The sequence below is a fragment of the Streptomyces sp. NPDC045778 genome (assembly GCF_056431945.1).
Genome location: NZ_JBWKJZ010000070.1, coordinates 1 through 11858, shown reverse-complemented (window position 1 = coordinate 11858; position 11858 = coordinate 1). Strand labels below are relative to the sequence as shown.

General features: G+C 73.6%; 11 protein-coding genes. 7 read left to right on the top strand and 4 right to left on the bottom strand.

Translation table 11 applies throughout. The annotated features are described in order from the left end of the window. Positions 1-114: 114 nt before the first annotated feature. Entirely contained in the window at positions 115-303 is a 189-nt protein-coding gene (locus tag AC07GB_RS39610; protein WP_016641768.1) for a DUF5703 family protein, read from the bottom strand. A gap of 47 nt (positions 304-350) precedes the next feature. Between AC07GB_RS39610 and AC07GB_RS39605 the strand changes: the two genes are divergently transcribed. After that, positions 351-1142: a hypothetical protein gene (locus tag AC07GB_RS39605; protein WP_478854417.1), complete on the top strand. Its 792-nt coding sequence runs from the start codon at positions 351-353 to the stop codon at positions 1140-1142. A gap of 389 nt (positions 1143-1531) precedes the next feature. Here AC07GB_RS39605 and AC07GB_RS39600 read toward each other — a convergent pair whose 3' ends face one another. Both AC07GB_RS39600 and AC07GB_RS39595 read right to left on the bottom strand, forming a co-directional pair. Next, on the bottom strand, positions 1532-3763 hold the full coding sequence (locus AC07GB_RS39600; RefSeq protein ID WP_478854415.1) for a helix-hairpin-helix domain-containing protein: 2232 nt from the start codon (positions 3761-3763) through the stop codon (positions 1532-1534). Further along, positions 3760-4749 (bottom strand): aldo/keto reductase, encoded by a 990-nt coding sequence (locus tag AC07GB_RS39595; RefSeq protein ID WP_478854413.1) that lies wholly within the window; start codon positions 4747-4749, stop codon positions 3760-3762. The genes AC07GB_RS39600 and AC07GB_RS39595 overlap by 4 nt, the downstream gene beginning before the upstream one ends. 256 nt (positions 4750-5005) lie before the next feature. Between AC07GB_RS39595 and AC07GB_RS39590 the strand changes: the two genes are divergently transcribed. Then, a complete protein-coding gene (locus AC07GB_RS39590) occupies positions 5006-6067 on the top strand; it encodes an LLM class F420-dependent oxidoreductase (RefSeq protein WP_478854411.1) in 1062 nt (353 codons plus the stop codon). Positions 6068-6289: 222 nt separating this feature from the next. Beyond that, the gene (locus AC07GB_RS39585) at positions 6290-7078 is read left to right on the top strand and encodes a ferritin-like domain-containing protein (protein WP_478854409.1); all 789 of its coding nucleotides are present in this window, start codon (positions 6290-6292) and stop codon (positions 7076-7078) included. A 62-nt stretch (positions 7079-7140) separates the two neighbouring features. On the opposite strand, the gene corA is transcribed toward AC07GB_RS39585, so the two are convergent. Beyond that, positions 7141-8139: a magnesium/cobalt transporter CorA gene (gene corA, locus AC07GB_RS39580; protein WP_478854407.1), complete on the bottom strand. Its 999-nt coding sequence runs from the start codon at positions 8137-8139 to the stop codon at positions 7141-7143. A 62-nt stretch (positions 8140-8201) separates the two neighbouring features. On the opposite strand from corA, the gene AC07GB_RS39575 reads away from it, so the two are divergent. From AC07GB_RS39575 to mshC, 4 genes are all read left to right on the top strand, one after another. Beyond that, positions 8202-8888, top strand: a complete 687-nt coding sequence (locus AC07GB_RS39575; protein WP_478854405.1) for a histidine phosphatase family protein — start codon at positions 8202-8204, stop codon at positions 8886-8888. A 90-nt stretch (positions 8889-8978) separates the two neighbouring features. Continuing rightward, positions 8979-9569, top strand: coding sequence for a DUF3090 domain-containing protein (locus tag AC07GB_RS39570; protein ID WP_478854403.1), 591 nt, complete (start codon positions 8979-8981; stop codon positions 9567-9569). Next, a complete protein-coding gene (locus AC07GB_RS39565; protein WP_478854401.1) occupies positions 9533-10369 on the top strand; it encodes an SCO1664 family protein in 837 nt (278 codons plus the stop codon). The genes AC07GB_RS39570 and AC07GB_RS39565 overlap by 37 nt, the downstream gene beginning before the upstream one ends. Before the next feature lie 84 nt (positions 10370-10453). Next, complete coding sequence (gene mshC, locus AC07GB_RS39560; RefSeq protein ID WP_478854399.1) at positions 10454-11683, top strand: cysteine--1-D-myo-inosityl 2-amino-2-deoxy-alpha-D-glucopyranoside ligase; 1230 nt, start codon at positions 10454-10456, stop codon at positions 11681-11683. The last annotated feature ends 175 nt before the right edge of the window (positions 11684-11858 follow it).

Genomic DNA, 11858 nt, shown 5'->3' with positions numbered 1-11858 from the left:
GATTATGTGGTCGGAGCGGGAGAAAAGGGGCTGGCGGGGAGGGGTACACCCCCCCCCCCCCCCCCCCCCCCCCCCCCCCCCCCCCCCCCCCCCCCCCCCCCCGCCCGTGAGGGCTCACCAAGTGGCCCTTACCTGGCGGATGATGCGCCGCCGAAGCCGCACCCGCCGACTGCCGTCGGCGTGCAGGCTGAGGCGGTCCAACTCCCAGTGTCCGTACTCTGCGTGGTCCGTCAGGAGACGCGTGGCTTCCTTGCGGGAGACCCCGCGGGGAACGTACACGTCGACAAATTCGTATTCCGGCATCGCATCTATTGTGCGGGCACAGGCCCGGTACGGATAGCGTCTGCACTATGTCTGATGCTGCGCAGCCCACCGCTGCCGAGGTACGCGCCGCCGCCGAGGCGGTCAAGACCGCGCTCGACCGCCATCTCGCCGCGGTCGAACGCAGGTCGGGCGAGGACGATCCGGACGTCTACGACGCGTTCAACGAGCTGGCCGCCGCGGCCGAGGCCTACGACGAACTGCTCTACGACCGCTACGACGAGGTCACCCCCTTCGAGATCCCCGGCGCGGAGGACAGCCTGCCGCCGTACCAGGGCCCCGCCGAGCCGACCGCCCTGAGCGTGCTGATCCGGCGCGACTACGCGGTGGCGGAGCCGCAGCGACTCCTCGCCCAGGCCGCGCGCGTCGAGGCCGCGGACGAGGACGCGACGGACGACGACCGCCAGGCGGGCACGCTGCCCGGCGCCATCGGCCTGCTCTTCGGCGAGTTCGAAGCGGACGAGATCGCCTCCAGGCACAAGGAGTTCGGCCTGGAGGAGGGCGACTCCACGCTGTGGGTCACGGCCCTGGACGAACCCGCGGAGGCGGGCGAGTGGCTGGAGTCCCCCTTCGACCAGACCGACCCCCAGCGGGTCGTGTGCCGCTTCGACGTCAGCGCGGTCTTCGACGACGAACCGGACGGCCTGGACGGACTGGGCGGCCTGGAGGAACTCGAGGGGCCGGAGGACGCCGAGGACGGTCCAAATCCGGCCGATCCGGACCTGGTCGGCGAACTCGACTACGACCCGGACGACGTCGTGTCACTCGACGACGTCGGCGACGTGGAGATCGTCGACCGCAAACGCGACGAGCCCGCCTAGCCGGCCCGAGCCCGCCCGGGCAGCACGTGTGGTCCCCGCCTGGGCGGCTCGCGTGGACCCCGCCCGGGCAGCACGTGTGGTCCCCGCCTGGGCGGCTCGCGTGGACCCCGCCGGACCAGCACGCGTGGACCCCGCCTGGGCGGCTCGCGTCGAGCCCGCCCAGGAAGCTCAAGGCGCGCCCGCCCGGCCGGCTCGCGCCGAGTCCGCCCAGCTGGCACGAGGTGAGCCCGCTCGGGCAGCCTGCGCTGAGCCCGCCGAGCCGAACGTGACGAGCCCGTCTGGGCAGCTTGCGTCGAGCCCGTCTGGGCGGCACGGGGCGGGCCCGCTGGGCAGCTCGCGTCGAGGCCGCCCAGCACGTGGGCGCCCCGGCCGGGGGCGCCCGGCTGTTCCTACTCTGTCTCGGGTGGCTGGGGACGCAGCAGCGTGCGCAGTCGTGCCGTGCGCTCCTTGGCCGGGCGTTCCGCGACTGCCTGGGGCAGGGCCTGCGCGACGCCCTGGACGACCGAGAGGTGGCGCTCGGCGCGGCTGAACGCGGAGTACACCCAGGGCCGGGTCAGGGCCGCGGCGGCGTCGCCCGGCAGCACCACGACCGCGGCGGGCCAGCGGCGGCCCGCCGCCTGGTGCGCGGTGACGGCCCAGGCGTGCCGCACGCTCTGCTCCACCCGCTCCTTCGCCACGACCACGGGGGCGCCGTCGCACTCCAGGTGCAGGCCCTCCGCGTCGGCCCGCACGACGCGGCCGAGCGCCGTGCGGCCCGGCACCGGGGCGTGGGCGACGCGGTCGCCCGGGTCGAAGCCGCCGAACCGGCCGGGGCCGGGATTCAGCCGCTCCTTCAACGCCGCGTTCAACGCGCGCGTGCCCGCCGCTCCGCCGTGGCCCGGCGTGATGACCTGTGTGTCATCGGAGGGCACCCCGATGGCGCGCGGCACAGAGTCCGCGACGAGCTGAACCGTGCGCCGGATCGCGTCGGCGGCGTCGCGCACCGGGACGATCACAACTTCCTTGTCCGGAGCGGCGACCTCGGTCAGCTCGCCGACGCCGATGCCGGACACCAGCTCCCCGACGGGTCCGGGGTCCGGGGTGCGCGAGGCGATCTGCGGGCAGGCGCGGGCCGCGAGCACGTCGGCGAAGACCCGGCCCGGGCCCGCCGACGCCAGCACGCCCGGATCGCCGCTGAGCACCAGGCGGGCACCGTCCGGCAGGGACTCGACGATCATGGCCGCCGTCTCCACGTCCAGCTGCGGCGCGTCCAGGACCACGAGGAGGTCCACGGCCAGGGCGCCGTCCGCGTCCCGCCCCGGTCCCTGCTGCCCGGTCAGCAGCCCGGCCACGGTGACGGCGGTGCCCTCGCCGTCGTCGGGGGCGGTGCCTGCCTGCTCGGCGAGGCGGCGACGGCCGTCCTCGGTGTGCGCGGCCGCGCACACCCGCAGGCCCAGCGAACGCGCCGCCGCCACCAGGGCGGCGGGCTCGGCCCGTGCCGCCTCGCCGCCGGTGTGCAGCACCAGGCCGTGCGCGGCGACGGCGCGGATCAGCTCGGCCGCGGAGCCGGACGCCGCGCTCGCGGCGGACTCCCAGGCCTCGGCCTGCGGACCGGGGCCGTCGTCCTTCGGCAGGGAGTTGATGACCCGGGCGAGGCCGTCGGCGAGGCTCTCCTCCGCCAGCGCGTACCGCTCCAGGCCGAACAGGACGCGGACCGGGGGTGCGGCCTCCTCGTCGGACTCGTCACCCTCGCCACCCGAGGGGGCGGTGGCTCCCTGCGGGGCGTCCTCCAGCGCGTCCTGGAAGACGAGGACATCGCCCTCGGCGAGGGCGCTCTGCACGGCCTCGTCCGGGTCCGGCACCGCGCGCTGCCCGAGTGCGGTGGTGAGGGCGGCCGCGTCCAGGGCGGTGTGCCCCGCGAGGGCGGCCTGCTCCAGGAGCCACACCGTCAGGGCGCGGCCCCGGCGCTCGTCCCCGGGCCCGCACGCGTCGCCGAGCAGCGCCCGCGCGAAGCCGTCGGCCTGCTCGGGCCGCACCCCGGGCACGCGCAGCAACTGCCAGGGGTCCTCGCGCAGTTGCCCCTCGGCGCCCTCGCCGAGCGCGGCCGCAGCCTTGGCCGCGAGCGTGGCGGGCGCACCGCCTTCACCGAGCACCGCGGCCACCGCGGCGACGGCTTCCCCGGCGGGCTCGGCCGGAGCGGCGCGGACCTCGGGGGCCGGGCGCCGCACGGGCTCCGGCGCGGGCCTGCGCGGCGCGACGGGCTCGGGCTCGCGGAACGCGGAGGCCACGGGCTTCTCCCCGCTCTCCACGGCCCGCACCGCCGCCAGCAGGTCCGCCGCCGTGCCCTGGAGCTTGGCGCCGGCCTCCAGCGGGCCCTCCTTGGCGGCCTTGCGCTCCTCGATCCGCTGCCGCAGCTCCCGCTGGGCGGCCAGCTCGGCCTCGGCCTCGGACAGCTCGCCCCCCGCCCCGCCCTCGGCCGTGGTCCCGGCGTCCGCCCCGTCCTCGGGCCCGGCGTCCTCGCCCGGCGCGGCGGCCTCCTCCGGCGTGGCCCCGGCTTCCGGTGCGGCCTCGGCCCCGGGCTCCGCCGCGGCCTCCGGGGCCTCGGGCTCGGCAACCTCCGCGGCGGCGGACTCCGTACTCACAGCGTGCTCCAGTCCTGGTCTGGGTAGCGGTGCACGGGCGCCGACACGTCGTCGAGCGCCTGGCAGATCTCGTCAGGAAGACTAAGGGTCTCCACTGACAATGCGGCCGTGAGCTGCTGCGCGTTGCGCGCGCCGACGATGGGGGCGGCCACTCCCGGGCGGTCGCGCACCCAGGCGAGCGCCACCTGGAGCGGGGTCACGGCGAGGCCGTCCGCCGCTATCGCGACGGCGTCCACGACGCGGCTCGCCGCCTCGTCCAGATACGGCGCGACGAAGGGCGCGAACTGCTCGGACGCGCCCCGCGAGTCGGCGGGGGTCGCGTGCCGGTACTTGCCCGTCAGGACGCCGCGGCCGAGCGGGGACGACGGCAGCAGGCCCACGCCGAGGTCGCGGGCGGCGGGCAGCACTTCGCGCTCGACGCCGCGCTGGAGCAGGGAGTACTCCATCTGCGTACTGGCGAGGCGGGTGCGGGTGCTGGGCGCGGACAGCTGCCATGTGGCGGCCTTCGCCAGCTGCCAGCCGCTGAAGTTGGACACGCCCGCATACCGTGCGCGGCCGCTGGTGACCGCGATGTCCAGGGCCTGGAGCGTCTCCTCCAGCGGTGTGCCCGGGTCGAAGGCGTGCACCTGCCAGATGTCCACATAGTCCGTGCCGAGACGGGCCAGGGAGGCGTCGAGCGCGGACAGGAGGTGGCCGCGCGAGCAGTCGAAGCGGCGGTCGGGGTCCGGCACGCTGCCCGCCTTGGTCGCGATGACGAGGTCGCGGCGCGGCACGAGCCGCTCCACGAGGCGGCCGAGGAGATACTCGGCCTCGCCGTCGCCATACACATCGGCTGTGTCGACGAGGGTGCCGCCCGCCTCCCAGAAGGCCTTCAGCAGGTCCGCGGCGTCATTCTCACCGGTCTCTTCGGGACGGCCCCAGGTGAGGGTGCCGAGCCCGATCCGGGACACGCGCAGACCCGTGCGGCCGAGATGCCTCTGCTCCATGGCCGCGAGATTACTGGCCACGCCTGGGCACGTGGCACGCCTGTGGACAAACGCACGGATGTGGAAAACCCGACACCCGGCCACCGTGCAACCCGGCCACCCGGCCCCCCGAAACCGTGCACTCCGGCCACCCGGCAACCACACCACCCCCAACGGCCCACCCCCGGACCCCCGGGTCCCGCCCCTGACGGATCCCGCGGCGCCGCGCTACAGTCCCCGGCACAGGGACGTTACTCATCAGTAAGGGGATTCGGCCATGCAGCTCGGGATCAACCTCGGCTACTGGGGCGCGGGGATGGACGCGGACAACCTCACCGTCGCGAAGGAGGCCGACAAGCTGGGTTACGCGGTCTGCTGGGCGGCCGAGGCCTACGGCTCGGACGCGGCCACCGTGCTGTCCTGGGTGGCGGCGCAGACCGAGCGCATCGACGTGGGCTCGGCGATCTTCCAGATCCCGGCCCGCCAGCCCGCGATGACGGCGATGACGGCGGCCACCCTCGACTCGCTGTCCGGCGGCCGCTTCCGCCTCGGCCTCGGCGTCTCGGGTCCGCAGGTCTCCGAGGGCTGGTACGGCGTGAAGTTCGACAAGCCGCTGGCCCGCACGCGCGAGTACGTCGAGATCGTGCGCAGGGCGATGACCCGCGAGCGCCTGTCGTACGAGGGCGAGCACTGGACGCTGCCGCTGCCGGGCGGCCCCGGAAAGCCCCTCAAGCTCACCGTGCACCCGCAGCGCGAGCACATCCCGCTGTACATCGCCGCGATCGGCCCCAAGAACCTGGAGCAGACCGGCGAGATCGCCGACGGAGCCCTGCTGATCTTCCCGGCCGCCGAGCACCTGGAGGAGACCGCCCTCAAGCACCTGCGGGCCGGGCGCGAGAAGGCCGGCAAGACGATGGACGGCTTCGACGTCGTGCCGACGGTGCCGCTCGCCGTCGGCAAGGACGGGGCCGCCGACATCGACGCGCTCGCCGACATGTTCCGGCCGTACACGGCCCTGTACGTGGGCGGCATGGGCAGCCGCAAGCAGAACTTCTACAACCAGCTCGCGTGCCGCATGGGCTACGAGAAGGAAGCGGCCGAGATCCAGGAGAAGTACCTGTCCGGCGACAAGGACGGCGCGGCCGCCGCCGTACCGCGCTCGCTGATCGACTCGACGTCGCTGCTTGGCTCCGTGGACCGCATCGCCGACCGGATGCGGGCCTACGCGGCGGCGGGGGTCACCACCCTCACCCTGGCGCCCGCGGGCTTCACCCTCGAGGAGCGGCTCACCGCGCTGCGGGCGGGCACCGAGGCCCTGGAGCGGGCCGGGGTGGCCTGACGATTTCCGCGGCCGTGGTGGGGGCTCGGGGGGTCTCCCCGCCACGGCCGTCACGGAGCACAACGCCGCGACGAGCCCTCCGGTTACGGCCCCGTTCGGCCCGCGGAAACTCCTTCGTTCGGCTGAGTCGGCCCATACAGCTGTTGCCTACTCCCGCGCTCCGCATTTGACTCGTTCTTTGCGGAAGTCCGCGTGGTGTGCGACGGCATGGAGGTGCCTGGGATGCTTTCGGCCAAGAGTCTCTTCGAGGAGATCCTCGACAACGACGAGTCGTTCCGGCTGTTCTGCTCCATCGCGGCCAGCGGCGAGTCCCAGGGAGGCTGGGAGAACGGGCGCATCGCCGCCCTCGTCCCCGAGAGCCGGCGCGCCCTCGCCCCCAAGATCGCCCGGCACGGCGCCGACGAGGACAAGCACGGACGGATCTTCAACGCGCTCCTGAGAAAGCGCGGCCTCGAGCCCTGCGAGGTCCCGCACGACACGGACTACACGATGCTCATGGAGCAGCACGGCATCGGCCTCGCGCACGACAAGCTCCGCGCCGACGAGCCGCTGACCGAGCAGGACATCATCACGTACCTGGCGCACAGCCGGGTCACCGAGCAGCGCGCCGCCGACCAGATGGTGATGCTCCGCAAGTACTTCGCCGACCACCCGGAGATCGGCAAGGCCGTGAAGATGATCTCGAACGACGAGGACAACCACCTGGCCTACTGCCACGAGGAGCTGCTCCGCTTCGCGTACGCGGGCCACGGCCGCGTCATCCAGCGCACGCTCCAGGAGACCGCGCACGTCGAGATCCGGATCTACCGCGACGTCAGCCTCGCCGTCATGGAGCGCATGGGCCGCATCCTCGGCTGGAAGCCCACCAAGGCCAAGGCCCTCGCGGCGGGCATCCACGCCATGTACGCGTACGAACGCGTCGGCGGCTGGCGCAAGATGGTGAGCCTGCGGATGCCCGAGCGGCGCGACGCCCTGGGCGGACCCGCCACCACGGCCCCCGAATTCGCCTGAGGCCCCCGCGCCCCCGCGCGCCCCCGCGCCCCCGCGCGCCCCCGCGCCCCCGCGCGCGTGCGCTACAGCCAGCCGCGGCGCTTGAACATCCGGTACAGGACCACTTCCAGGGCGGCCATCAGCAGGATCACCGCCGGATACGCCCACCACCACCCCAGCTCGGGCATGTGCTCGAAGTTCATGCCGTAGACGCCCGCGATCATCGTGGGCACGGCCGCCATGGCCGCCCAGGCGGAGATCTTCCGCATGTCGTCGTTCTGCCGCACGCTCATCTGGGCCAGGTGCGCCGAGAGGATGTCGGTCACCAGGCGGTCCAGGCCCTCCACGGACTCGTTCACCCGCGTCAGGTGGTCGCTGACGTCCCGCAGATAGGGCTGCGCCGACTCGTTCACGTACGGTACGGAGCGGCCGGGCGGGCCCACCCCCGCGAGCCGTGAGATCGGCGTCGCGAGGGGTCCCGTGGCCCGCCGGAACTCCAGGATCTGGCGCTTGAACCGGTAGATCCGCGACGCCGAGTTCCGCGAGCCGCCGCTGTCCGGCGAGAACACCTCCGCCTCCAGGACCTCCAGGTCCGTCTGCAACTCCTCGGCGACCTCCAGATAGTGGTCCACGACGGCGTCGGCGATCGAGTAGAGCACCGCCGTCGGACCATGCTTCAGAACGTCCGGTTCCGCTTCGAGTCGGTGCCGCACGCTGCCCAGCGGCGCGCCCTCGCCGTGCCGGACCGTCACCACGAACGAGTCACCCATGAAGATCATCAGCTCGCCCGACGACACCGTGTCGCTCTCCGGCTCGTACACCACCGGCTTCAGGACCATGAACAACGAGTCCTCGTACACCTCGAGCTTCGGCCGCTGGTGCGCCTTCAGGGCGTCCTCGACCGCCAGCGGATGCAGGGCGAACTCCTGAGTGACCCGTTCGAACTCGTCCTCCGTCGGCTCGTGCACGCCGATCCACACGAACGCGTCCCCCGCCGCCCGCGCCTTCTCCAGGGCCTCGGAGAAGTCCGCAGGGCCCTCGGTCCTGCGCCCGTGCTGGTAGATGGCACAGTCGACGATCATGCTGGGCATTCTTCCCAAGCCACCCTGCTGCCGCACCCGCTCGGCGGCTTAGGCTGAGCCGCATGCCCACGCTGATCCTCGTCAGGCACGGCCGCTCCACGGCCAACACCGCAGGCCTGCTCGCCGGGTGGACCCCCGGCGTCGGCCTCGACGAGCGCGGTGTCCGGCAGGCCGCCGCGCTGCCCGGACGCCTCGCCTCGCTGCCGCTCGCCGAAGCCGTCACCAGCCCCCTCCAGCGCTGCCAGGAGACCCTCGCACCGCTGGCGACCGCCCGCCCCGACCTCACCCTGCACACCGACGACCGCATCGGTGAGTGCCACTACGGGGACTGGTCCGGCCGCAAGCTCGCCGAACTCGCCGACGAGCCGCTGATGGAGGTCGTCCAGCAGCACCCGTCCGCCGCCGCCTTCCCCGGCGGTGAGTCCCTGCGCGCCATGCAGACCCGCGCCGCCGAGGCCGTACGCGAGTGGAACGCGCGCGTGGAGCGCGACCACGGCCCCGACGCGGTGTACCTCATGTGTTCCCACGGCGACATCATCAAGTCCCTCGTCGCCGACGCCATCGGACTGCATCTCGACCTCTTTCAGCGCATCTCCGTAGAACCGTGTTCCATCACGGCGATCCGTTACACCCGGCTGCGCCCCTTCCTCGTCCGTCTCGGGGACACCGGGGACTTCGCCTCCTTGGCCCCGCGTGCCCAGCCGGCGGGCGAAGATGCTCAGGTGGGGGGAGACACGGGCGCACCGTGAGACGCGCGATGACCGTGATCGTCGCCCGCAGTAGGGTTCAGTGCAGTTGTCGCGCCAAGAACATGCAGTCGATTCCAATGGAGACAGGACGTGCCCCGTCAGGTGTTCCTCTACGACCCCCCGGAACGCTTCGTGGCCGGAACGGTCGGTCTTCCCGGGCGGCGTACCTTCTTCCTCCAGGCGTCCGCCGGTGTGCGGGTGACCAGCGTCGCCCTGGAGAAGACCCAGGTGGCCGCACTCGCCGAGCGCATGGAAGAGCTGCTCGACGAGGTGGTACGGCGTAGCGGGGGCAGCGCGGCGGTGCCCGCCGTGGCGCCCACCGAGGTCTCCGACAGCGCCCCGCTCGACTCGCCCGTCGAGGAGGAGTTCCGGGTCGGCACGATGGCCCTGGCCTGGGACGGCGAGGCCGAACGGATGATCGTGGAGGCGCAGGCGCTCGTCGAGCTGGACGCGGACTCCGACGAAGACCTCGCGGAGGCCGAGGAGAGACTCCTCCAGGACGAGGAGAACGGCCCGCCGATGCTGCGCGTCCGGCTCACCGGGGCGCAGGCGAGGGCCTTCGCCAAGCGCGCCCTCGACGTCGTGAACGCCGGGCGCCCGCCGTGCCCGCTGTGCAGCCTGCCGCTCGACCCGGAAGGACACGTATGCCCGCGCCAGAACGGATACCGGCGGGGAGCCTGACCGCCGCGGAGCTGCTCACCCTCGGTGAGCTGACCGTGCGCGGGCAGATCCGGCAGGCGTCCAACGCGGTGCTGTACTGCGCGGTCGCGCACGACGGCACCACCGTGCCCTGCGTGTACAAGCCCGTCGCCGGGGAGCGGCCCCTGTGGGACTTCCCCGACGGGACGCTCGCCGAGCGCGAGGTCGCCGCGTACGAGGTGTCCGAGGCGCTGGGGTGGGGCCTTGTGCCGCCCACCGTGCTGCGTGAGGGGCCCTACGGCCCGGGCATGGTCCAGCTCTGGATCGACTCGCCCGGCGCGGACGCCGAGGGCGGTGGCGCGGAGCTGCTCGCCCTCGTCGACGGGGACGAGCCCGGCGAGGGCTGGAAGGCCGTCGGCCTCGCCGAGGTGGGGGATGGGCGCACAGCACTGCTCGTGCACGCGGACGACACCCGTCTGCGGCGGCTCGCCGTGCTCGACGCGGTGATCAACAACGCGGACCGCAAGGGCGGGCACCTGATCGTGGGTTCCGAGGAGCGGCTGTACGGGATCGACCACGGGGTCACGTTCCACGTGGAGGACAAGCTGCGGACCCTGCTGTGGGGGTGGGCGGGGGAGAAGCTCACGGACGAGGCGGTCGCCGGCCTCGGGGCCCTGCGGGACGGCCTCGCCGCGGGCGGGGCCCTTGCCGCGCGCCTTGGCGAGCTGCTCACCGCGGCCGAGGTGGAGGCCACCAGGGCGCGGGTGGACGCGCTGCTCGCCGCCGGGCGGCACCCCTCGCCCTCGGGGGAGTGGCCCGCGATTCCCTGGCCACCGGTCTGACGAGGCGGCCTCCGGGGCCGGGCTGTGGCCAAGGGATCGTCCCCGGGGTCGTATGTGGACGGTGCATCCGGTTAGGCTCATGGCATGTATGCCTGGCCCGCTTCTGAGGTCCCCGTCCTGCCTGGCAAGGGCCGCGACCTCCGGATCCACGACACCGCGACCGGTGAACTCGTCACCCTCGAGCCCGGTCCCGTCGCCCGTCTCTACGTCTGCGGCATCACTCCGTACGACGCGACCCACATGGGTCACGCGGCGACCTACAACGCGTTCGACCTCGTGCAGCGCGTGTGGCTCGACACGAAGCGGCAGGTGCACTACGTACAGAACGTGACCGACGTGGACGACCCGCTCCTGGAGCGGGCGAACCGCGACGGCAAGGACTGGGTGGAGCTGGCGCAGGGTGAGACCGCGTTGTTCCGCGAGGACATGACCGCCCTGCGGCTGCTCCCGCCGCAGCACTACGTCGGCGCCGTCGAGTCGATACCCGCGATCGTGCCGCTCGTGGAGCGGCTGCGGGACCAGGGCGCCGCGTACGAGCTGGAAGGGGACGTCTACTTCTCCGTGGAGGCCGACCCGCACTTCGGCGAGGTGTCGGGGCTCGACGCCGCCGCCATGCGGCTGCTCTCCGCCGAGCGCGGCGGCGACCCGGACCGGCCCGGCAAGAAGAACCCGCTCGACCCGATGCTGTGGATGGCTGCCCGCGAGGGCGAGCCCAGCTGGGACGGCGCCTCGCTCGGCCGCGGCAGGCCCGGCTGGCACATCGAGTGCGTGGCGATCGCCCTCGACCACCTGGGCATGGGCTTCGACGTACAGGGCGGCGGCTCCGACCTCGTCTTCCCGCACCACGAGATGGGCGCGTCGCACGCGCAGGCCCTGACCGGGGAGCACCCCTTCGCCAAGGCGTACGTCCACGCGGGCATGGTCGCGCTCGACGGCGCCAAGATGTCCAAGTCCAAGGGCAACCTGGTGTTCGTGTCGAAACTGCGGCGCGACGGGGTCGACCCCGCCGCCATCCGGCTCGCGCTCCTCTCCCACCACTACCGCGCCGACTGGGAGTGGACCGACCAGGTCCTCCTGGACGCCGTCGAGCGCCTCGGGCGCTGGCGCGCCGCCGTGTCCCGGCCGGACGGGCCCGGTGCCGACGACCTCGTCGAGGAGCTGCGCGAGGCCCTCGCCGACGACCTGGACGCGCCCGCCGCGCTCGCCGCCGTGGACCGCTGGGCCGCCCGCCAGGACGCCGAGGGCGGCACGGACGAGGGGGCGCCCGGCGTGGTGTCGCGCGCCGTCGACGCGCTGCTCGGCGTGGCCCTGTAGGCACCTCGACAGAGGCGAGCGGCCGGCCCTGTAGGCGCCTTCGACAGAGGCGAGGGGGGGGGGGGGGGGGGGGGGGGGGGCGACGCGTCGGGCGTTCGCCCTTCCTTTTTCTCTCCTCCCCGCGTTGCGAGGGCTCGTGTGGTTCCGCGGAGGAGGGGGGGGGGGAGGGGGTGGG